The 21,635-nt window shown below is 46.7% G+C and carries 18 protein-coding genes and 1 tRNA gene; 11 read left to right on the forward strand and 8 right to left on the reverse strand.

Annotation, left to right across the window (positions count from 1 at the left end):
• The first annotated feature begins 113 nt into the window (after positions 1 to 113).
• Positions 114 to 1,463, forward strand: a complete 1,350-nt coding sequence (cofH, locus tag K0C01_RS04275) for a 7,8-didemethyl-8-hydroxy-5-deazariboflavin synthase subunit CofH (protein WP_221170802.1) — start codon at positions 114 to 116, stop codon at positions 1,461 to 1,463.
• Here the strand turns inward: cofH and cofG are convergent, their stop codons facing one another.
• The gene (gene cofG, locus K0C01_RS04280; RefSeq protein WP_221170803.1) at positions 1,464 to 2,591 is read right to left on the reverse strand and encodes a 7,8-didemethyl-8-hydroxy-5-deazariboflavin synthase subunit CofG; all 1,128 of its coding nucleotides are present in this window, start codon (positions 2,589 to 2,591) and stop codon (positions 1,464 to 1,466) included. It abuts the gene before it with no gap.
• A 59-nt stretch (positions 2,592 to 2,650) separates the two neighbouring features.
• Positions 2,651 to 3,256: a 2-phospho-L-lactate guanylyltransferase gene (gene cofC / locus K0C01_RS04285; protein WP_221170804.1), complete on the reverse strand. Its 606-nt coding sequence runs from the start codon at positions 3,254 to 3,256 to the stop codon at positions 2,651 to 2,653.
• 178 nt (positions 3,257 to 3,434) lie between these two features.
• Here cofC and K0C01_RS04290 point away from each other — a divergent pair, with 178 nt between their 5' ends.
• The 4 genes from K0C01_RS04290 to K0C01_RS04305 all read left to right on the forward strand — a co-directional run bounded on the left by K0C01_RS04290 (position 3,435) and on the right by K0C01_RS04305 (position 8,028).
• Entirely contained in the window at positions 3,435 to 3,581 is a 147-nt protein-coding gene (locus K0C01_RS04290; protein ID WP_221170805.1) for a DUF2080 family transposase-associated protein, read from the forward strand.
• Complete coding sequence (locus K0C01_RS04295; RefSeq protein ID WP_221170806.1) at positions 3,578 to 5,308, forward strand: RNA-guided endonuclease InsQ/TnpB family protein; 1,731 nt, start codon at positions 3,578 to 3,580, stop codon at positions 5,306 to 5,308. Before K0C01_RS04290 ends, K0C01_RS04295 begins: the two co-directional genes overlap by 4 nt.
• Positions 5,309 to 5,755: 447 nt before the next feature.
• Positions 5,756 to 7,417 (forward strand): thermosome subunit beta, encoded by a 1,662-nt coding sequence (thsB, locus tag K0C01_RS04300; protein ID WP_221170807.1) that lies wholly within the window; start codon positions 5,756 to 5,758, stop codon positions 7,415 to 7,417.
• Positions 7,418 to 7,647: 230 nt separating this feature from the next.
• Positions 7,648 to 8,028 carry a cupin domain-containing protein gene (locus tag K0C01_RS04305; protein WP_221170808.1) on the forward strand — a complete coding sequence of 127 codons (381 nt, stop codon included), beginning with the start codon at positions 7,648 to 7,650 and terminating at the stop codon, positions 8,026 to 8,028.
• Here K0C01_RS04305 and K0C01_RS04310 read toward each other — a convergent pair whose 3' ends face one another.
• Positions 8,029 to 9,714 carry an NAD+ synthase gene (locus K0C01_RS04310; protein ID WP_221170809.1) on the reverse strand — a complete coding sequence of 562 codons (1,686 nt, stop codon included), beginning with the start codon at positions 9,712 to 9,714 and terminating at the stop codon, positions 8,029 to 8,031.
• A gap of 287 nt (positions 9,715 to 10,001) precedes the next feature.
• Here K0C01_RS04310 and K0C01_RS04315 point away from each other — a divergent pair, with 287 nt between their 5' ends.
• From K0C01_RS04315 to pstA, 5 genes are all read left to right on the forward strand, one after another.
• Complete coding sequence (locus tag K0C01_RS04315; RefSeq protein WP_221170810.1) at positions 10,002 to 10,406, forward strand: hypothetical protein; 405 nt, start codon at positions 10,002 to 10,004, stop codon at positions 10,404 to 10,406.
• 240 nt (positions 10,407 to 10,646) lie between these two features.
• Positions 10,647 to 10,786 (forward strand) — tRNA-OTHER (locus K0C01_RS04320).
• Between the two features lie 274 nt (positions 10,787 to 11,060).
• Positions 11,061 to 12,053 (forward strand): substrate-binding domain-containing protein, encoded by a 993-nt coding sequence (locus K0C01_RS04325; RefSeq protein WP_221170811.1) that lies wholly within the window; start codon positions 11,061 to 11,063, stop codon positions 12,051 to 12,053.
• 11 nt (positions 12,054 to 12,064) lie between these two features.
• Complete coding sequence (gene pstC, locus K0C01_RS04330) at positions 12,065 to 13,069, forward strand: phosphate ABC transporter permease subunit PstC (protein ID WP_221170812.1); 1,005 nt, start codon at positions 12,065 to 12,067, stop codon at positions 13,067 to 13,069.
• Complete coding sequence (gene pstA, locus K0C01_RS04335) at positions 13,069 to 13,980, forward strand: phosphate ABC transporter permease PstA (RefSeq protein WP_221170813.1); 912 nt, start codon at positions 13,069 to 13,071, stop codon at positions 13,978 to 13,980. The genes pstC and pstA overlap by 1 nt, the downstream gene beginning before the upstream one ends.
• Positions 13,981 to 14,590: 610 nt before the next feature.
• Here the strand turns inward: pstA and K0C01_RS04340 are convergent.
• From K0C01_RS04340 to pstB, 4 genes are read right to left on the reverse strand one after another with little or no spacing between them, the layout of a single operon-like run.
• The gene (locus K0C01_RS04340; RefSeq protein ID WP_221170814.1) at positions 14,591 to 15,370 is read right to left on the reverse strand and encodes a metallophosphoesterase family protein; all 780 of its coding nucleotides are present in this window, start codon (positions 15,368 to 15,370) and stop codon (positions 14,591 to 14,593) included.
• A 20-nt stretch (positions 15,371 to 15,390) separates the two neighbouring features.
• Positions 15,391 to 16,401 carry a phosphate signaling complex PhoU family protein gene (locus tag K0C01_RS04345; RefSeq protein WP_221170815.1) on the reverse strand — a complete coding sequence of 337 codons (1,011 nt, stop codon included), beginning with the start codon at positions 16,399 to 16,401 and terminating at the stop codon, positions 15,391 to 15,393.
• Positions 16,402 to 16,405: 4 nt separating this feature from the next.
• Positions 16,406 to 17,095 carry a phosphate signaling complex protein PhoU gene (gene phoU, locus K0C01_RS04350; protein ID WP_221170816.1) on the reverse strand — a complete coding sequence of 230 codons (690 nt, stop codon included), beginning with the start codon at positions 17,093 to 17,095 and terminating at the stop codon, positions 16,406 to 16,408.
• Between the two features lie 2 nt (positions 17,096 to 17,097).
• Positions 17,098 to 17,898, reverse strand: coding sequence for a phosphate ABC transporter ATP-binding protein PstB (gene pstB / locus K0C01_RS04355; RefSeq protein ID WP_259372404.1), 801 nt, complete (start codon positions 17,896 to 17,898; stop codon positions 17,098 to 17,100).
• A 331-nt stretch (positions 17,899 to 18,229) separates the two neighbouring features.
• Between pstB and K0C01_RS04360 the strand changes: the two genes are divergently transcribed.
• Positions 18,230 to 20,971, forward strand: coding sequence for a cation-translocating P-type ATPase (locus K0C01_RS04360; protein WP_255568389.1), 2,742 nt, complete (start codon positions 18,230 to 18,232; stop codon positions 20,969 to 20,971).
• Positions 20,972 to 21,121: 150 nt separating this feature from the next.
• On the opposite strand, the gene K0C01_RS04365 is transcribed toward K0C01_RS04360, so the two are convergent.
• Positions 21,122 to 21,556, reverse strand: coding sequence for a universal stress protein (locus K0C01_RS04365; protein WP_221170819.1), 435 nt, complete (start codon positions 21,554 to 21,556; stop codon positions 21,122 to 21,124).
• Positions 21,557 to 21,635 lie beyond the last annotated feature (79 nt).

Raw genomic sequence — 21,635 nt, forward strand, 5'->3', positions numbered from 1 at the left:
TTATCATTTGACCTCAAGATAATTGCTGCCACTATCAAGGGAAATATAAATGAAATTGAGGAACGTTGCCGGTTTCTTGCTGGTTTTAATCCCCTAACACTTTCGTTGTGCCAATGGCAGATGGCTTCAGGCTTGGTGTTACTGTGCCGGAACTCGATGTTGATATTGAATATGATCATGTTCCCATCACCGACCAATCATTTGAAAATGCATTAGAGCGGGCAAAAAACAAGGAGCGGCTCTCTGTTGCAGATGGTATTGAGCTAATCACAACAGGGACAGAAAAACCGGGGATTGATCCAGAGCGAAAAGCTCAGGTTATCGATATTGCCAATCAGCGTCGTGCGGAAATTGTAGGGGATGAAGTGACATTTGTTGCGAATCTGAATAACAATATAACAACAGTATGTGATGCTGGATGTCTGTTTTGTAACTTTAGTACCCCCTCCTGTGAATACCGGAATGCAGATAATCCTGCCGGATATACTCGCACGCCAGCGGAATCAAGAGAGCTAGTTGATACAGCACTTGATCGAGGGATTTCAGAAGTGACCGTTGCGTCTGGGCTGCATCCATCCTTGGCACTAGATGGAGAGCACAAAGAGATTCTACGTAACACTGACGAGTTAGTCCGATATGAGCCGCCTAAATCGTATCCGGACGATCCAGGAACATACACAGAGCAAATTGACGCAATATCATTCGATGGACTGCATGTTCATGGTATAACACCTGAGGAAGCAACGCACGCATCACGAGGAACAGATTGGGAGTATGTTGATGTATATCGACGATTAGCTGACGCCGGATTAGACTCGGTTCCAGGGACAGCAGCGGAAATTCTCGTGGACGAAGTCAGGGACGTTATTTGTTCAAACAAAGTTTCAGCAGACGATTGGATGCATGCTATGGAAGCAGCGGCAACAGCTGGTCTTGAGATCACAGCAACGATACTCTACGGTCACATTGAGAACGCTGCTCATCGAGTTCTGCATTTACAGAAGATTCGTCGGTTGCAGGAACGAACCGGGTCAATTCGTGAGTTCATACCGTTATCTTTCGTTCATCATAACACCCCGTTATACGAGCAGGGATATCTTTCAGAAGGTGCAACACCGGCTGAGGATGAGCTAATGGTCGCAGTCTCGCGATTGTTCTTGGATAATATTGATCATATTCAGGCATCATGGGTAAAGCATGGTGACGGCCGATCATTGAATCTTCTAACCTGTGGAGCCGACGACTACATGGGAACTTTGCTGTCTGAGGAGATTACCAAGCGCGCTGGAGGAGACCACGGAGAGTATCGTACATTCAAGGATTATGTTGACATGATCACTTCGATTGGTCGTATTCCGGTTGAGCGATCAACCGATTATCGGACACGAAGACGAATTGATCCAGATGACCCGCCATTTGGACCGACAATTGGTCCGCGGGCGGATGGGTCTCCAATATTGTAATTAGACAGTTTCTGGGATATAGGAGTCAAGAGGCCGTAGATCTTTAATTTGCGTGAGAATCTGATCTGAAAGCCAAGAAGCAGTAGAGTCGGAATCAAGCAACCGAGATGTCTGTAATTCAGTTGGAAGGAATCGGTCACGAACGGGAAATCGTTCAAGAAGAGGCACCTGAGCTGATTGAGCTAACGATCTAAGACTTTCAAGTTCAGGCCATTCGTGATCAGGATTAACGTAATCATCTGTAATTGGCGAAATACCGCCTAAATCATCAACGCCACAGTCAAGGACAGATTCAATATCGGTGAGGTTTGGCGGGACTTGAATTGAGACATCTTGTGGAAGAGCTACACGTGCCATAGCCGTAGTTCTTCGAACGATGTCAACGGAAGGGCTCGGCTGTTGCCAACGGTTGTTAGGAACTACTGGCTGAATTAGAACCTCCTGAATATGGCCATGGCGGCGGTGTAACTCTGCAATAGCCAGAAGACTGACTGCTCGCTCGCGCCATGATTCACCAATACCAAGCAACAATCCAGTGGTAAATGGAATTTGTAGTCGGCCAGCAGCGTCAATAGTGTGTAGCCGCTGTGCAGGAGATTTTGATCGATGTCCGCTGTGAGCTGTTACATCGGCTGTTGTTTCGAGCATTGCACCCATGCTGGCGATGGTTGGTTTAAGTGCCTGCATCTCTGCTGCTGTTTGATCTCCTGGGTTTACATGAGGCAATAGCCCATACTCCAGTGCCATTTTACACGCGTCTATCAGATAGTCGTGAAATGAATTATATCCCCATTCGTCCAACTGGGAAAATATCTTAGTGTATCGATCATCTGGACGGTCACCAAATGTAAAGAGAGCCTCTGTACAGTTTGCCTGTGTAGCCGTTTCAAGCTGAGATCGTAGTTCGGAAGGAGAGAGAATTGACGCGTTGCCAGGAGCATCAAAGAACGTACAGTAACCACAAGAATACCGGCAGGCGGTAGTAAGTGGCAAGAAGATATTTTTTGCAAAGGTCAATTGATCTGCAGCTGATACATCGTCTGGGCGCACCTCAAGAAGACCCTGGATATCTGACTCAGCGATGGGTAGATCGTCAACATGAAGACAAGAGGCGCCCGGACGTGACATGATGCTTGAATAGGGAATGATCACCAAATGGTCTTTCGGTTGCTGGATCAATCAGCTGATTAGCGATGGATTGAGACGCCTTGTGATCGCTGAAGTGCAAAGCCATGATCTTGTAACCACTGCGCAGCAGCCCCGTCAGTATGGAGAAGAACCTCAATAAGGTCGTCACGTTCATCAATATCTGTTGAGAGTCGAAACGAGTCGACCTCAGTGTATGTAGATCCAGTCTGTTCAGCCGCCAGTCGATGGTCGACGATAGAGGCTTCGTGGTAGTCTACTCGAAAGTCAGATTCCCGGGTGAGGAAAGCATTTGTTCCACCACGACGGCCCGGGACGAGGACGATATCTGCCGTTGACTCAAAAATTCGATTAATTGCGGCTGGTGTTGCAAGTCCAAGGTCAGCCATAATAACAGCCACTGGACCAGATGTTTGTTCTAAAGCTGAGTTTACTGCAAGTGTCAGTGGACGGTCATCAACAGTGACTGGCCACTGACTATCGATCGGAGATGTAGAAAGAATTTCAGGTGTATGGCCGGTTGAAGCAATAGCGTCAGTAACATCTGTCAGTAAAGCACGAGCAAAGGCTTGACATTCACCTGAAGAAAGAAAGGGCCGCAATCGAGTCTTTGGATCATGCGAATCAAAGGGGACAAGCAGACGCATCGATACGGTTCGTACAGGCTACCAAGTGGTAGAGACAAAAGTAGCCTTCTATAGAGAGATAGGGTTCTCAACTGTTAGCGAATATGGTATGATTCAGTACGATATAACCTAAAAGAGTAGTCTCTAATTCTACTCCCCAATAGAAAGTTTAACAAGATACTATGACGATACATTGTATATGGCAGAGTTCACTGTTGAAGGCGAGGAACTGATCGAAAAAGAGGCGACAGCGACTGGTAACAGCGCACACGTCTACGTTCCAAAAGAGTGGCAAGGCTGCACACTCAAAATCATTCGCGTTGATGATCTTGAGACTGAAACATGACACAGCTCACCGAACAGTTCCATCTTCCCGAAGAGTACCACGAAGCGTGTGACCGTCTCACCACACTCGTCCAGCAACACACACACCGATTACTCGCTGACGAATACTGGAGTGACGAGCATCTTGACGCCATCAGTGACCACACCGGCCAGTCCTACACCTACATCCGCGACGACGACACCGACGCCTTCGAAGACGTTGAAGAGTACGTCTACAGTCGATTCAAGCGGTGCGTCTATCACCGCGTCACGCACGTTCTTGACGCTCACACCGACGAGTTTCAGGCATTTCAGTTCGTGACCGACACGGGTGCCGAGCGCAAGATCCGACGCATCGGCTGGCACAGACTCCGCACACGACTGTACGACGAGGAGTCGCCGTACATCGAGTGGCGCGTGCTGGAATCTGTTGTTGACCAGCTCAACACTTACTACGACGCACATGGACGCTTCCCCGAGACGTACACGGAACTGGTCAAAACGCCCGAACCAAACGGCACACTACCCTACGCACCTGATAAGGGTGATTACCACATCCACGAACTAGCAGTCGAAGACGGAGACCTTCGTGTTGTATTGAACGCACCAGACTCGCTCTCGCCGGAGAGCTACCACGACTGGACAAAACACGAACTCCGCTTTCCGATTCATTCCCGGTTTCGAGATATGCTTGATACGGGAGAACTGAAAGCCCCAACATTGCACGCTTCCGAGTATGGCTACACGCTCGACGTGCCTATTGCCGTGTCCGAACAGGACACTGAGACAGTTGCCGACCGCGTGCTGGCGGTCGACCTCGGGGTCAAAAAACAAGCCACGGCGGTCGTTCTCGACAGCGGTGACGAGACACACGAGCAAGTGACGCAGCCACAGTTCATCGACCATCCAAACAAAGACAAACTGTTTCGGATGAAAGCCGACGCGGAAGGCATCAACGACCGGCTGGCAGAACTCCGCAGACAGGGCAAAGCACACACCGAACGCTTTGATCACTTGCTTAGTGAGTACCGCCAGACGCGGCGAAAAGAACGCCGCTTTCGTGAGCACATTCAACACGACGTGGCCAACCAGCTAGTATGGCTCGCTGTCAAGAATGGCTGTGAAACCATCGTGTTCGAGTCCCTCGGCCAGATCGACGCACCACAGACGAGTGGGGCTATCGCATGGTCGATTTCCTCGTGGGCACGGGGAGAACTGCTCGATCACGTCGAGTACAAGGCCGGGTTGCTCGGAATCGACGTGACGGCGGTGAATCCGTGGGGAACGAGTCGGTTCTGTCCTCGGTGTGGTAAACGTGGTCGAACTGTGAACGCGCCCAACGACCACACAGAGTGTCGTCACGGTGGACATTTCTACTGCCCGAATTGTGGCTACGAGTGCGATCGGGACGTGGTTGGAGCGGTGAATGTCGGGCGGAAACACCTCTCTGACAGCAAGATGGAGAAGGCAAACCCTGCTGAGTATAGCTCGGCGGGGAATCACGCCAGTTTTCCATCACCCTCAGAGGGTGCCCGTTCTGCTGGCGTTCAGTCCGCGACCGACAACCAGGATCAGGCGAGCGGTCGTCAGCCCCGCCTCGCTCAGCACTGTGCCCGGTCACTCACTGCGAACCCGGGTGAGGGAGATATGGGTGGACTGCAGCAAAATCACGGTCGTAATACCGGGCAGCAGGTGCCCAGCGGGAGTATCACACAGTACGTCCTCGCCAGTACCACCGAATATGGTTGAATACTCCTAAATACTACTGAAAATCAGAACGGTCAGCGCAGTGAAGTACCTCAGGGTCAAGTCGTTCGAGAATCAGAGATCCTCGTGATCACGAAAACCGGAGGATTTTCGACGACCCCAAGGCACTCTGCCTGCTATCTCTGTAGACACGTTCCCAAGAGAGATTATAAAAGAATTAGCAATAAACTCACAGACGTAGCGGTTGGAGGAGGCGCCATCTCTGGCATATAGATCACTTCTCCAAAATCAATATAGCGAGCATTCGAAACAAACCTAATAAAATGACCGTATATTTGTATCTCAATATGCAGTGATTTCATATCCACAAGCCACCAATATACGTCGCATATGTCCTCTAACGGCACATTAGCAATATTAATTGATAGCATCTATTTGCGACCTAAAGACAAGTTTATATAGAAGGGCTATCATAGTTACAGTTAGATTATGAGTCAGCGAATGCAGGGACAGCCGATGGTCATTATGTCAGAGGATTCGGAGCGAGTTAAAGATGAAGATGCCCAAAGCCGCAACATTGCTGCCGCGCAGGCAGTTGCCGAGTCAGTACGCTCTACTCTTGGGCCAAAAGGAATGGACAAAATGCTGGTATCGTCGATGGGCGACGTAACGGTCACAAATGACGGAGTGACCATCCTTGACGAGATGGACATTAACGATCCGACAGCCGAGATGATTGTTGAAGTTGCTGAAACACAAGAAGACGAAGCTGGTGACGGAACAACAACTGCCGTCGCAATTGCCGGTGAACTTCTCCAGAACGCAGAAGACCTTTTAGAGCAGGACATTCATCCATCCACAGTTATCAAAGGATTCCACTTAGCCTCAGAGCAGGCACGGCAAGAAGTCGATGAGATTGCAACTGAGATTGATACAGATGATGAAGAGATTCTTCGATCAGTAGCAGAAACGTCGATGACTGGGAAAGGTGCAGAGCTAAACAAAGAACATCTTTCCAATCTTATTGTTAGTGCAGTACGACAAATTACGGTTGAGGGAGACAACGGTGAGCCTGTCGTTGATCTTGAGTACCTAAAGATGGAAACACAGACAGGTGGGGCTGTTGAAGACTCCGAAATGCTCGAAGGGGCAATTATCGACAAGGACCCAGTCCATGACAACATGCCTCGATCGGTCGCCGACGCTGATGTCATGCTCCTGAGCCAAGCGATTGAAGTCGAAGAAACAGATGTTGATACAGAGGTTAGTGTTGCAGATCCAGATCAACTTCAGCAATTCCTTGATCGTGAAGAAGAACAACTCAAAGAGAAGGTGCAGCAGATTGTCGAAACTGGTGCTGATGTTGTCTTCTGTCAGAAAGGGATTGATGATCTCGCCCAGCACTATCTTGCTAAAGAAGGTATCCTCGCGGCACGCCGCGTAAAGAAGTCTGATATAGAATTCCTCTCTGAGGTGCTTGGTGCAAATATTGTATCAGATCTTTCGGAGGCCTCAAGTGACGATCTAGGTTATGGTGATGTCAGCCGGGATGAAGATAATGACACATTCCACGTAACAGGTGATAACGCACACGGCGTTACGCTCCTGCTACGAGCATCAACTGACCATGTTGTAGACGAAATTGAGCGAGGGGTTAGCGATGCACTAGATGTCGTTGCATCTACCGTTGCAGATGGACGGGTTGTTGCTGGTGGAGGCGCAATTGAAGTTGAGCTCGCAAAGCGACTCCGCGACTACGCCGATAGTGTCGAAGGCCGAGAGCAATTGGCAGTTGAATCATTCGCTGATGCTGTAGAGCTTGTTCCGCGCGTCCTTTCCGAGAATTCTGGCCTCGATCCAATCGACATGCTCGTTGATCTTCGAGCTGCACACAGCGAAGGGCAGGTCAGAGCCGGAATAGATATTGAGAACAACGACGTAACAGATACACTTGAAGCCGGAGTCGTCGAACCGGCACACGCAAAGAAGCAGGCAATCTCATCTGCAACTGAAGCCGCAAACCTTGTGCTCAAAATCGACGACATCATCTCAGCTGGCGATCTAACGACAGAAGGCGACGAGGACGAAGGAGACATGCCAGCCGGTGGTGGCATGGGCGGTATGGGTGGCGGTATGGGCGGCATGATGTAAACGCCATCCCAGGATTAAACAAACTTTGAACACAGCAGACAAGTTCTATTCTATCTGACCAGATCTCCAGTTGAAATAGAGGGGTTGTTAATTTACTTTTACTAAAAAAGCCAAACGGTGCGGCAAGAGAAACAGGCTAAGTGTCTCTGGCTTGCTCCCAAAGTGCTTCACACAGACTTCATGAGAGATGATACCAGACACTTTTTCGGATTGAGTGTATAGTACAATACATGCCAGAGGGACAAAATACGCCCAAAATCAAACGTGCAGACGAGCTCTCATATGACGCAGTTTCGAAAGCTGATGGTGTAAACAAAGCGGTGATTTTTGATGAATCTGATGGTGCCACTAACTTCCGTATGCGTCGGTACCAGTTAAGCCCGGATGCAACGGTTCCAAAGCATACCAACAGCGTTGAACATGAGATTCATGTACTTGATGGCGAATTAGTTGTTGGGCTTATGGAGAATGAAACTGTAGTCACTTCTGGTGACTCAGTACTGATTCCAGATGAAACTGTGCATTGGTTTCGGAATGAAACGAATCAAGAGACGGCATTCCTCTGTATGGTTCCAGCCGAGGACGCGTCATTGCAATTAGTTGACGAATGATTAGCTTGAATCTAAGTTCTTAGTTAGTGGTCTAAACGATGCCGCAATTGGATACCGCCAGTCGCGGTTGAATGCTTGTTTTGTGACCCGCAATGCTGGTGGTGTTTGCCAGCGTTTGAATTCTGAGCGCACGATTCGTTGGATGACATCTTGTGTATGAGACTTGTCCCTTACGTGTGCCTGAGACGGTACTGGATCCTCGATGTATCTCTGCAAGATCGGGTCGAGTACATCGTACGGGGGAAGATCATCTCGGTCACTTTGATCTTCAGCCAATTCGGCTGTAGGGGGTTTCTCAAACACGGATTTCGGGATAACGGGACTTGTGCTTTTGTCTGGAGGATTATGATTAACTTGTTCTGCTAAGTCATATACCATGTGCTTATAACAGTCGCCAAGAGGGGCTAATGCCCCGACTGTATCGCCATACAGCGTACAATATCCGACTGCTCCCTCGCTTTTGTTGTCAGGAGTCAGTACTAGTGCGTTAAGTTCATTTGCAAATCCCATCAAGATAGCCCCTCGAACGCGTGCTTGGATATTTTCAAAAGCAACATCAGTAAACGCATGATTGAGGTGTGTTTGCAACTCCGTTTGAATCGCGTTTATTATTGATTTGATTGGTAACACGTCGAACTCAATTCCCAGTCGTGACGCAACAGTTCGGGCGTCAGTGATACTCTGTTCACTGGTAATTTCGCTGGGCATTGATATTCCATATACATGGTCAGCACCAAGTGCATCTACGGCAAGTGCCGTTGTAACGGAGGAATCAATTCCGCCTGACATGCCGATAACTGCCTGTGAAAAGCCAGTTTTCGCAAAGTAATCACGAATGCCGAGTCGTAATGCAGACCGGATCTGCTGGTTGGAAAAATTGAGAGATGACACCTGTGATCGAGAATTATTTGAAAGTTCGACAACAGCTTTTGCTGGTTCAAATCCGGGAAGCTGAGCGTGTAGTTGTCCCTGCCTGTCTATCAAAAAGGAATGGCCATCATAGACCAAGTCATCATTGCCACCGACCTGATTCGCAAGGACAATTGGACAGTCTGCATTCACTGCGTGTTGTTCAAACTGCTCATATCTTTTCTGAGGTTTGTTAACGCTAAACGGACTCGCGGAGATGTTAACAATAAGATCTGGGGACTCTGCAGCGACGTCTGCAATTGGATTCGTACGGTACTGTTGTCGGCCGGCAACAGTCATGTCGTGCCATGCATCCTCACAGACACTGAGCCCGAGATCTATTCCATTTACTGATACTACAGCTGGTTCAGAACCAGCAATAAAGTACCTATCTTCATCAAATACCCCATATGTAGGAAGTAGTCGCTTGGCGTATCTCGTTTTCACTGCACCATTAGACAAGACAGTTGCTGTATTTTGTAACGGGGATTTAGGATCATCCGTAGCCGGAGCAGCAGCACCGAGAATAATTGGAGGGCCAGCAGATGTTTGTGCCGCTAAAGCATCGAGAGCAGAGTTCTGTGCGGTAAGAAATTCCGAGCGAAACAATAAATCACGAGGTGGATAACCTAATATCGCCAATTCAGGCATTACAACAATATCAGCACCCGCTTCTTGCAGTCCATCGTATGCAGTTTGAAGTTGGTCATAGTTGCCATCGACATCACCAACGGTTGGGTTATGCTGTACAATTCCTACACGAATACCTGCACACATTTTCAATATAGATAGGGATTTAACTGATATCATTTAGAAGAAACCGGGGGTTTTGATACGAACCGTTAAGAACAGTACCATTGAGTAGTTTATCTGTAGAGAAAGCAGGCAGAGTACCCCGGGACTTGATCCCGAGCAGTTCACAAGACAAAAGCAAGTTCAAGAAGGTTTCTATCTGCTGAAGGCCGAAAATACATCAAGTATTTCCAGAGTGGATCTAAGCCTGCTGCATGGACATGTAACAGTTACCGAGAACTGTTATTAGTATCGAATGCCTATGATATGTCGTGAATCGAGACGACGGCACTGCAGAAATTCCGGTATATGATGGGCAACAAGCAGTTGAGAAAGCATACGCACAAGCGGAACATAATAAGCAGCCGTTTTTTGGAATTGAGCAATATGAAGAAGGGTACGCTGTAACCTATGATTTACTTCCAGCTGGTAAGCAACTTGCTCCTACAGCACGGAAGGAGTTACAGGTGCAACTCACAAACGAGATAGAAACAATCGTTGCTAATGAGAGCCTGAGCACAATTGAAGTGAGTAAGTCAATCAGTGAGTCACTAGGGAACATTTCATTTCTTGCATCTGAAGAGAGTGCCAAGCAGGTAGCACAGGTCATTAAGCCAATTGTACTTGATGAAGCAAACTGGACGAAGCATTCGGACGGAAACGAACTTCGTCGGTAAAGGCCACACTGCCGATGAGATCTGTGGAAACCAAAATACTATGATTGGATGACAGCGTGTCTGGAATATTTGAATGACAGAGAGAACGGATAAAGCGGCCAAATAGTTCATTATACTCTTGTCATTATTACATATTAAGATAGTATCATAACCAGAGATAACTAATTAGTAGCATACAAAGACTGTAATTATTGGTGCAAACCGGCAAAATTTTTCTATATTGATTCGTATTAAATTATAGGGCGCGTAGTTCAGCCTGGAAGAACGGCCGTGTAATGGGTCAATATTATTGTGATCGTGAGTCCGCGCGGCACAATCACAATCCCAATGCTCATCTGACTCACCACGGACAGCCCGGGGTTCAAATCCTCGCGTGCCCACTCTTCTATTACACAATAACCTGAGATCTGTATCAAACAGTCTTGAGTAAATGACATTTAGATAAATATAGACGGAACAGTTGAGATGTAATTGTCCGGTTTGACAGGAACTTTGCCAAGTAGGTTGTTACTACGTAGTTAGCAAACTCGTGCTGAATGATCTATATAGACATATATACTGGTATAGTGTAATCCAGTTGCCTCTATATACATACCACGTCAAATATATAAATATTATAATAATACTTGTACAGTATCAGCGTTGTACTAGTTGATGGCAGCAGAAGATACTCCAAGAGGAGGAATCTCACGACGAAACGCACTAACTGCGCTTAGTGGAATCGGGGTTATTTCCCTTGCAGGGTGTACTGATATATTCGGGGATGATACGATTGAAGCGTCTGGGTCGAACACAGTCCGACCGTTAACAGAAACTGTTGCAGAGAGCTTTGAAGACGACTACGATGAAGATATATCGATTAATGTAGAGGGACCTGGAACTGGAGCTGGATTTGAGTCCTTTACACAAGGAGAAACAGACATTCAAAATGCAAGTCGGGCCGCTACTGACGAAGAACTTGATGATGCAGATGATAACGATGTCGAGTTTACTCGATTCCAAGTCGGACAAGACGCATTATCAGTGTACATCAATGACGAGAATGAGTTCCTTGATCCAGATGAAGACAATTTTATTACAATCTCTGAGTTGGGAGACATCTATGAGTTTGAGTCGGAAGTAGAACAGTGGAGTGATGTGCGTGATGAATGGCCGGACGAGGAAATAGATATTTGGGGGCGTGACAGTGATTCAGGCACATTCGATTATTTCACTGAGGCAGTAACTGGTGAAGCAGGTAACGTCCGTACTGATTATAATGATCGTACCGAAACACTGGCAGTTGTTGAAGGCGTTGAAGATAGTGAGTTTGCCATTGGGTTTGGTGGATACGCATTTCTTGAAGAAGGTGATGTTATGGGAGCTGCGGTCAGGTATGAAGAAGAACATGACGAAGGCGAAGCGTATCCCCCGGAACCAGAAGCTATTGAAGCAGGGGATTATCAGCCACTTACACGACCACTGTTCATTTTTGTAAATCACGATCTATTTGAAGAGGAACACGGACGGGATTTCATTCGGTATTATTTCGATAACGTCGATGAAATTGCTCCAGAAGTGGATTTCTTCCCGGCACCAGAAGACGTATTGGAAGAGAATCACGACAAGATGGACGATATTCTGGACGATCTAGGAATTGATGAGTAATAAAGCAGACCATGAGTGAGCAAAATCAGTTGGAGGTTCAGGCAACTGAAACAGCGGTTAAAAGTGCCAAACGGACAAGCCAGATTATTCGCTGGGCACTGTTTGGTTGTATGTTGATTACGGTACTTACTACGCTGGCAATTTTTGGTCTCCTTATAAACGAGTCAGCGCATTTCTTTTTCAACCGTTCACTGGTTGGGATCATTACAGCGGTGTTTACTGGTGGTGAGATTATACAGCGTGTATCATTTGTTGAATTTTTCACAGACACAGAATGGCGACCGTCACACGCAGTTGATCCCAGATTTGGTCTTCTCCCGTTAGCAGCAGGAACGCTTCTGGTAACATTTGGTGCAGCAATGGTATCGATTCCAATCGGGACACTGACTGCCCTATATGTTTCCGAATATGCTAGTGCAAGGACAAAGGCATATCTCAAGCCAACACTTGAGATTCTCGCTGGTATCCCTACGATTGTATACGGATTTTTTGCCATCTCATTTGTGACACCGGTGGTAATTCGACCACTGGCGGATATTCTCGGGTATGAGGCGGGTATTGTCAACGCCGCGTCAGCAAGCATCGTTGTCGGGATCATGACTATCCCGATGGTTGCTTCAATCAGCGAGGATGCAATGGACGCTGTACCCGACAGTCTCCGAGATGGAGCATATGCACTGGGGGCGACCAAATACCAAGTATCAACACGAATTGTACTTCCTGCATCTATTTCTGGTATTTTTGCGTCCTATATTCTTGCCATTTCTCGCGCAATTGGAGAAACAATGGCTGTCACTCTCGCCGCCGGGCGAAACCCACAGATAACGCTGAATTTCTTCGATGAAATTCAGACAATTACTGCATACATGGTTAATGCAGCACGGGGAACAGCCGTTGTCGGGAGTGTTGAGTATCAAAGTCTGTTTGCTGCTGGTCTTATTCTCTTTCTTATCACATTAGCGATGAACACGCTCAATGACTACATGAAACATCGGTTCCGGGAGGTGTACAAATAATGGCGGAACAAGACACGCAAGCGCTTTCCACACAGTCAAAGAGCCGGAAAGTGCAGGTTGAACATCTTAAAAGCCGTCTGTTCAAAGTTGTCTGTTTGGGTGCTGCACTTGTTGGATTTGCAGCACTGACATTGTTACTTGCAGATATTATCTGGGAAGCATACGTTGCAGTTACCGATTTTGGGATTGATATCATTCAGTTTCTTATCAGTCCAGGATCAACGGACCCTACAAGTGCTGGGATATTAGCTGCCGTTATTGGATCGCTTTGGTTGATGATCCTCACAGCGCTTTTCACCTTTGGCATCGGGGTTGGAGCAGCAATCTACCTTGAAGAGTTTGCACCGGAAAATCGGTGGAAACGTGTTATAGAAATAAATCTCGCTAATCTCGCTGGGGTCCCGTCTGTTGTTTATGGTCTCGTTATACTTGGACTGATGATTCATGTACTAGGTTTCGATGCGATTATTATTGTTGGTGCTATCGCACTCTCGTTGACTGTTATGCCAATTGTTATTGTATCAGCACAGGAGGCGCTTCGAGCAGTCCCAGACAGCATGCGAGAGGCGTCAGATGCAACAGGGGCGACCCAATGGCAAACAGTACGAAATGTTGTATTACCAGCAGCAATGCCGGGAATTCTCACAGGAATGATCCTCGGGCTAGCGGACGCATGGGGACAGACAGCACCAATAATTATGGTTGGAACGCTGGTTGGAGCTCGTCACGTTCCATGGACACCGTTTGATCGAAACGTTGCGCTTACAGCAACGATTTTTGAGTGGTCATTTAGTTTTGAACCAGGATTTCGAGCGATTGCAGCACTTGGTATTGTTATTTTGTTAATTATCCTATTGGCGATGAATGGTATTGCTATTTACCTTCGTCACCGATACGAAACTGCTGTGTAATCTGTATCAATCGGATTCAGAATGTTGCTTCCTGATTGACTTCCTCTAGAACTGAAGTCCTGTCTTTTACCCATAAGTTCACGAGGCTCAAACGGACGTTTCAGACGCGTTCGACCCCGATCTGTGCTCGAGCGATCGAGATGAGAAGTGGTTGAGGGCAGTAATATCGGCGGTAGGGGGTGACTAAATGCGGATAAACAAGATCGGCAAAATCGTTCTATGAGGGAGTCACATCCGTAGAGATCGGTATTTTCAGCCGAGTTCATCGATCCCGACAGCGACGTGAGTTGTGGGTAAGAGACAGGACTGAAGTCGGGGAATTCCCACGGCACCGCACCGCTTGGTTGAGAGATTGTGGTTTGCGACCGACGAGCGTTGGCTGAGCCAAGCGGCCGTTACTCCTATCCGCTGGTGGGGGCGTGGTTCTACCCCGGTGACTCAGAGATACCGTTATTTTAGGTCGGCATGCGCTAATTGTTGGTAAATCTATGTACATGCTTGTATTCCGTTGAATCTCCAGCCGTGGCTACGAGCGTGAAGAAATTCCCGGTTGTCGGCTTCATCCACACCCCTGAAGGGGAGGGCGTTCGCCTCGCTGCCGCTGTAATAGCTAAACTGACTTGCCAGACCAAAGTGCGTTTGCATAGCAATCGGGAAGACCTGATTGTTTAATGTCTGTTACGACGTCTGATATGTCATATTGCACGCGACGGTGATCCACAGACAGGCCTGATCCGTGTACTTTCAGATGAACGTAGCATGCCCTAGAATCGCCATCCTTTGGCTTGCCTATGCTACCAACATTAATTATATGTCGTCCATCAGACAGTTGCTTGTGATATGGGATATGTGTGTGCCCACAGACAAGAACATCCGAATCGATAAGATTCAGTAAGCGCTTGAATGTTGACTCAGGTCGGTCAGCATACAGGTACTCGTTAATTCGCCGGGGGCTTCCATGAACAAGCGTGATTTTGGTTCCACCGACTACTAGAGTACGTTGCTGGGCCAATCTTTTGAGATAGCCTCGATTAGTATCAGAGATTACATTATTCGTCCATGTTATTGACGTTCGTCCGTGCTGACGAGCTTCTGTAGAGTTGTATGCACAACCACATTCATCGCTATCCATCCCAACTCCATAGTCGTAATTTCCCTGAATCGTAGGAATATCATGGTCTCTGATGAAGTTGACTACTTCGTTTGGATGTGGACCGTACCCGACGAGATCTCCGACACAATAGCTATGAGAATTAAGGCCCTCTGTAACAATCTCATCATATACACTAGTCAATGCTGGCATATTGCCATGAATATCCCCAAAGAGAGCGATCCCTCGTGAGTCAATGCGTATTTGTTGATTCTCTACACGGTCTTGATCAATATTCATGATTGGTTAGTTATGTGGGACTATCGTTCCTTGGCATGGCGCATACGAAATTGCAAGCCTGCGTCAGCAATGTTTGCGCCATATTCTGCTGTTCGAACAATACTATCAAGTACGGTTGCTAATAGGTAGCTGTCCGTGATATCTTTTTCATATAGATCGCGATCAAGTGACTCTGCGTCCGCAGTTACGCTGTTAGCATCAGAGATTACGTCGCCGAGTTCAACATCTGAATCCTCATCAAGGACTCCAGAGACTGCCATATCAACAATGTGCCGGGAGCGAGTGCTGAGTGTATCGAGTTGTTCGGCGACATCTTCTGGAGGCGGGTCTGACATACGATCAGCAACGGCGGCAATTTTCTCTGCGTGGTCTCCAATACGTTCGATTTGTCTGGCTACTGTATAGTAGTCGAACATCGACAATCGATCAGTTTCTGCAGCAACGCTCATATCGCAAAGTGTCTGTTGGAATTCACGACAGACCAATCGAAAAAGACGATCAATATCGTCGTCCTGTCGTCTAATATGTCGTGGTTCCTCGGAGTTATTGGTAAGTACTGCGGTGGTCGCAGCGTTATGCATGGAAACAGCAGTTAGTTTCATTTGAGTTAACGTTTGTTGAACTGAAATATTATCTGTATCCAGCATTGTTCGCGCAACCATTATCTCTTCAGTCTCTTCGTGAATTTCAATTCCAACAAGACCCGTAATTGTATTTCGTATTTTGCGTTTTTCACCATGGTCACATGAACCGCTAATCGTGATCTCTTCAGCACCAGAGACATAGGCAGCAACAATACGACGGGCAATATCATCGCCTCCACGATTGTGTGTATCGATTACGACGTGGTCTTGATTTTGTACGCTATTCTCGTTCGTAATAACCAGTTGATCTTGTGCAGTGTACAGGTTGACCATTGATCCAGGACTAATGTCCTGCGTTGCTGCCCAATCTTTAGGTAATGAGACAGTATATGTTGATCCACCTGTTAACTGTACTTTCCGTGTTTCTGGGTCATTTTGTTTTGACATGGTGTCAGTAGATTAATCCAGCATCCTGTTGTTCCATATAAAGCGTTCTAGCGCAGATATTGACTGCATGGTCACCAACTCGTTCAATGTCTCGAACAGCAAGTAATGCATTTGAGATTTCATCAAGAGCCTGCTTTTGTGTCTGTACAGGCCGCTCTTGAAGATCACTGTTGATGAGACTACGTATTATCCGATCACTAGCAGCTCGACAGTCTTGGTCAAGTTGCTCATCACGAGCGGCGATATTCCAAGTTGACGTTGCATCGCGTCCATCGTATGCGGCAACTGCATCCATCAGCAATTCTTGTGCTGTTTCCGCGATGTACAGGAGATCATCGATTGAAATCGGCTGTAAGAGATCCATCTCTTTCCAAGCGGTGGCATACTTAGCCAAGTTTGTGGCAATGTCTCCTACTCTTTCTAAATCAGTGATAATCTTGAATGAGGAAGCAACAAACCGAAGATCGCTTGCAACGGGCTGCTGTAAAGCAAAAAGGTCGATGCATGTCTGCTCAAGATCAAGATAACGTTCATTTATTTCATGATCCGCATCAATGATTGCTCTTGCGTCCTGCCGATTTCCAGAGGTAAATAAGTTCAAAGCTTGAATATATCGATCATTGACTTCATCAGCCATCAAGACGACATCCTCGCGCAGGTCGTCTAGCTGCTGTTGATATGAATCTCGAGGCATTGTTATCCAAATTTCCCGGTGATATAGTCTTCAACTCGGGGATCATCTGGATTCTCAAAGATGGTTGCTGTATCAGCAAACTCAGCTAACTCACCACCGGTCAGGAAAACCGCTGTTTTATCGGAAGTACGGGCCGCCTGCTGCATGTTGTGTGTAATAATAACAACGGTATATTCCTCAGCCAATTGCTCAATGAGGTCTTCAATCTCAGCAGTCGCGACCGGATCAAGAGCACTGGCTGGCTCATCCATTAATAGTAGCTCGGGATCTGGGGCAATTGCACGAGCAATACATAGCCGTTGTTGCTGGCCACCAGACAGCTCAAGCCCAGACTCGTCAAGTTGGTCTTTCACCTCATCCCAGAGGGCAGCATCCCGAAGTGCCTGTTCAACAACTTCATCAAGATCAACATCATCTGCCTTCCCTTGAATTCGGAGTCCATAGGCAACGTTGTCGTATATTGATTTAGGAAACGGGTTGGGTTTCTGAAAGACCTGTCCGACTTTCCGACGTAGCACAACAGGATCAACATCAGAGTCGTATATGTTGGTGTCTTTAAAATACACATCACCTTCTGTACGTGCGCTATCAATCCGGTCATTCATACGGTTAAAACAGCGAATAAATGTCGATTTACCGCAGCCTGAAGGACCAATAATAGCGGTGACTTGCTTTTCTGGAATCTGGATTGATACGTCGTCAATTGCTTTCTGGTCACCGTAGTATACGCTGAGGTCTTCAGTTCTAACAACAGTGGTGTCAGTCTGTGTATGCTGTGCTGACGACTCGACATCTATGTCCATCGAAATTAGTGTATCTTCTTGATTATCAGTGATCGTTGTGGAAGAATCAGAGGCAGGCGTTTTTTGGGACATGGTATCACAAAAAGCCGGAGCATAACTGTGACGGCTTCAACTGGATAATGTATGTAGCTACATAAGGTAATTACTATTAGTTATATATTGATCGCTATTGTACTCTATTGAGCTATATAGAGATATATACGACTATTTTGATTGTACCAAAATTCCCTACGGCAGAGGTATATTATAAATATATACTATTTTTTAGATGCAATTTTGGGTATATCAGAGTATTACAAACCATTTTGATCTCTCGGTCATAGTTGTCAGTGTGGGATCGACATCCGATACTGCTGTTGAAGGTATTCCTGATAGTTCATCTGATGTATCGCACGAGCATGCTAGCTCGGTCTCTGACGTACTTGCTGCCTATGATACAGACGAATCTGGGCTGTCGTCAGATGAGGTAACAGAGCGGCTTGAGACATATGGAGAAAACAAAATCGAACGGCAGGAGGCTCCATCCGCTCTAGAAATTTTACTCGATCAGTTTCGAGATTACCTCGTCTATATCTTATTTGTTGCACTGGTGTTGTCGTTAGGAGTTGGGGCAATACCAGGTGAGTCTCCTCGATATGGAGAGGCAGTCATTATATCGCTGATTCTGGTTGGAAATGGATTGTTCGGGTTTTTCCAAGACTACCGAGCTGAACAGTCAATCGCTGAGTTACAGAAAATGTCAATGCCGTCGGTAACGGTTCTGCGAGATGGGTCAAAAGTTGAGGTGGATGCTACGGAACTAGTCCCAGGAGACATAGTCTTCCTTGAGCAAGGGGACGCTATTCCTGCTGATGCCCGGGTGATTAAATCGGATTCACTTGCCACAATCGAAGCCCCATTGACTGGAGAAAGTACACAGGTGCGAAAGTCAACTGAGACAGTTGCTCCAGAGACACCTGTCGCGGAACGACAGAATATGATCTTCAAAGGAACAGATGCTGCCCGTGGACAAGGCGTAGCTGTTGTAACGCAAACTGGAATGGATACCCAGCTTGGAGATATCGCAGACGAACTCCAAACTACAGAGGATGAACGAACGCCGTTTCAGAAAGAAGTAGATGATCTTGGGCGTCGACTTGGAATTTTAATTTCAGGATTTGTCGTCGTTCTCGCCTTTATTCAAGGCGTGGTTACAGGAACAGATTGGTTTACACTTGCACTTCTCGCCATTGGATTGGTGGTGGCCGCCATTCCAGAAGCACTGCCAGTAATTGTTACATTTGCACTTGCACTTGGATCTCGTCGGATGCTTGATCAAAATGCACTCGTCCGGCGGCTGCCGGTGGTCGAGGCACTTGGGTCTGTTAACTACATAATCACAGACAAAACAGGGACGTTAACGCAGGGAGAAATGACAGTCACACGTCTTTTTGCCGCTGGTTCAGATCATAAATTCAGCGAGTTACAGGAGCACTCTGATCTATCGGATACCGACAATCCTGTCGCCGATGTCCTTCGTTGTGGTGTATACTGTAATAATGCTGAGCAAACTGAGGATGGGTACACTGGAGGTCCAACGGAAGTTGCATTGCTTCGTGCAGGACATCAAGTAAATATTTCGGCAAGAGACGAAAGGACACGGCTTATTCCGTTTGACTCGGATCGAAAGCGAATGACGACCATTATTGACGACGATACCGCGTATATGAAAGGAGCACCAGAGATGGTTCTTGAACGCTGTGATCGTCTTCGAACAGAGAATGGGGTTGAAGAGCTTACTGATGCTGACAGAGAGCAAATTGAGCAACAAAGTTCAACATATGCAAACGATGCACTTCGTGTATTAGCATTTGCTAGAAAGCAGGTCGAAGATCCAGATGCAAACGAGGAGGACATTGAGTCGGGGATGATTCTTCTTGGGATACAGGCAATGATTGATCCGCCGCGTGAGGAGGTTAAAGAAGCGGTCGCCGACTGTAGAAACGCAGGAATTCAGGTTGTGATGGCAACAGGAGACGATAAACAGACAGCTCGTGCCATCGGCCGTAATCTTGGTTTTGATGATTCAAAAGTGTACACTGGCAGCGAAATCGAACAAATAGGGGAGGATAAACTTCGTGATGTTGTGCGAGACACTGAAATATTTGCACGTGTTTCACCATCGCACAAAGTTCAGATTCTCCGAATCTTACAGGACCTAGGTTATAATGTGGCAATGACAGGAGACGGGGTCAATGACGCACCAGCATTGAAGAGTTCAGATGTAGGTATTGCGATGGGTATTCAAGGTACAGATGTAGCAAAAAAGAGCAGTGATATTATTTTACAGGACGACAATTTCGTCACAATTCGAAATGCCGTCAGAGAAGGTAGAACAATATATGATAACATCCAGAAGGTGACAAATTATCTGCTTTCAACGAATGCTGCTGAGGTGCTGTTTGTATTTATCGGGGCACTTATCGGCAGTTTATTTTTTCAAGAAGAGTTCTCAGCAACTGAAGGTGTCGTGCTAACCGCAGTGATGATTCTATGGGTGAATTTTATTACTGACGGTCCACCAGCAATTGCACTTGCTGCTGATAAGACGATGCCAGACGTTATGAATCGGCCGCCAAGAGAGCCTGACGAATCAATCATCGATAAAACAATTCTTGGGATGACTGCTGGGACTGGAATTATTGCATCAGCGGCATTCTTGCCATTGTTTTTCTTCTATGTCGGGGCTGATCCAGCAGAGTTTATTCTCGCCCAAACAGTGTTGTTCACAGCTCTTGCAATGTTTGAAATTGCAATGGTACAAGTTGTCCGTCGAGAATATAATCTTTCGATAGTTTCAAATCGATGGCTAATACTGGCTGTTGGAGTTGCATTCGTTTTCCAACTGCTGATCCTGTATACACCACTTGCTGATTTGTTTGATGTTGTTGCTATTGGAATTGAACCATGGATATTGATTGGTGCTGCGTTAGTTGTATTCCTGGTTTTGATTATTGGATATCAAAGGCTTGTACTTCGACGATTTGGCCGCCGTGATGAGTTTGAATCGGTAACGACAACTGAATCAGACTGACCAGTGTTGATTACACAGTTTCCAGTCAACTACACGCAGATTGTTTGTATGATATTTCGTTAATTCTGAGATTTATTGATAGTCTGTAACATCAAATACTGTTTTCTGAAGACGTGAGTTTGAGAGATCAATTCGTCTTTTTTCTCGCCGTTAGGGAGTTTCCGAATCTTGTCTCATCGTTATTACAGGGACAGGAGCATTTCGCACGACTCGTTCAGCTACGCTCCCGATCATGGCACGGTCAAGTCCAGTTCGTCCGCTTGTACCCATAACGATCAAGTCACAATTATTATTCTCAGCATACGAGGTAATAGCAGCGGCTGGAGAGCCTTCCGTGACTTGGGTAATAGCTTCTCCTGAGACTCGTTCTTGTGCGGTCTTTAGTGCTTGTTTACCCTCTGTGTGCATTTGATCGGTAAGATCCTCAAGTGCAGCCTCCATTGGCAACCCACCAAAGGACCCCGTATCGACTACATAAAGCAGATGAATAACTGCCCCATGCTGCTGTGCAAGTTGATCGGCATACGCAACAACAGTATCCATAACTGGCGATCCGTCAGTCGGAACCAAGATCGCATCGTGCATATGATAACTTATTGGCTGCGCCTACAAGTCTCTTTGCTACCATATAACATGTACTAAGGTGGATTGTAAAATCAGTACA

It is taken from the genome of Salinarchaeum sp. IM2453 (genome assembly GCF_019693215.1).
Classification (GTDB): domain Archaea; phylum Halobacteriota; class Halobacteria; order Halobacteriales; family Salinarchaeaceae; genus IM2453.

What these genes read in the sequence shown, in the direction of transcription:
- cofH (WP_221170802.1), top strand. Translation starts at nt 114, where the DNA reads ATGGCAGATGGCTTCAGGCTTGGTGTTACTGTGCCGGAACTCGATGTT.
- cofG (WP_221170803.1), bottom strand. Translation starts at nt 2,591, where the DNA reads ATGTCACGTCCGGGCGCCTCTTGTCTTCATGTTGACGATCTACCCATC.
- cofC (WP_221170804.1), bottom strand. Translation starts at nt 3,256, where the DNA reads ATGCGTCTGCTTGTCCCCTTTGATTCGCATGATCCAAAGACTCGATTG.
- K0C01_RS04290 (WP_221170805.1), top strand. Translation starts at nt 3,435, where the DNA reads ATGGCAGAGTTCACTGTTGAAGGCGAGGAACTGATCGAAAAAGAGGCG.
- K0C01_RS04295 (WP_221170806.1), top strand. Translation starts at nt 3,578, where the DNA reads ATGACACAGCTCACCGAACAGTTCCATCTTCCCGAAGAGTACCACGAA.
- thsB (WP_221170807.1), top strand. Translation starts at nt 5,756, where the DNA reads ATGAGTCAGCGAATGCAGGGACAGCCGATGGTCATTATGTCAGAGGAT.
- K0C01_RS04305 (WP_221170808.1), top strand. Translation starts at nt 7,648, where the DNA reads ATGCCAGAGGGACAAAATACGCCCAAAATCAAACGTGCAGACGAGCTC.
- K0C01_RS04310 (WP_221170809.1), bottom strand. Translation starts at nt 9,714, where the DNA reads ATGTGTGCAGGTATTCGTGTAGGAATTGTACAGCATAACCCAACCGTT.
- K0C01_RS04325 (WP_221170811.1), top strand. Translation starts at nt 11,061, where the DNA reads ATGGCAGCAGAAGATACTCCAAGAGGAGGAATCTCACGACGAAACGCA.
- pstC (WP_221170812.1), top strand. Translation starts at nt 12,065, where the DNA reads ATGAGTGAGCAAAATCAGTTGGAGGTTCAGGCAACTGAAACAGCGGTT.
- pstA (WP_221170813.1), top strand. Translation starts at nt 13,069, where the DNA reads ATGGCGGAACAAGACACGCAAGCGCTTTCCACACAGTCAAAGAGCCGG.
- K0C01_RS04340 (WP_221170814.1), bottom strand. Translation starts at nt 15,370, where the DNA reads ATGAATATTGATCAAGACCGTGTAGAGAATCAACAAATACGCATTGAC.
- K0C01_RS04345 (WP_221170815.1), bottom strand. Translation starts at nt 16,401, where the DNA reads ATGTCAAAACAAAATGACCCAGAAACACGGAAAGTACAGTTAACAGGT.
- phoU (WP_221170816.1), bottom strand. Translation starts at nt 17,095, where the DNA reads ATGCCTCGAGATTCATATCAACAGCAGCTAGACGACCTGCGCGAGGAT.
- pstB (WP_259372404.1), bottom strand. Translation starts at nt 17,898, where the DNA reads ATGGACATAGATGTCGAGTCGTCAGCACAGCATACACAGACTGACACC.
- K0C01_RS04365 (WP_221170819.1), bottom strand. Translation starts at nt 21,556, where the DNA reads ATGCACGATGCGATCTTGGTTCCGACTGACGGATCGCCAGTTATGGAT.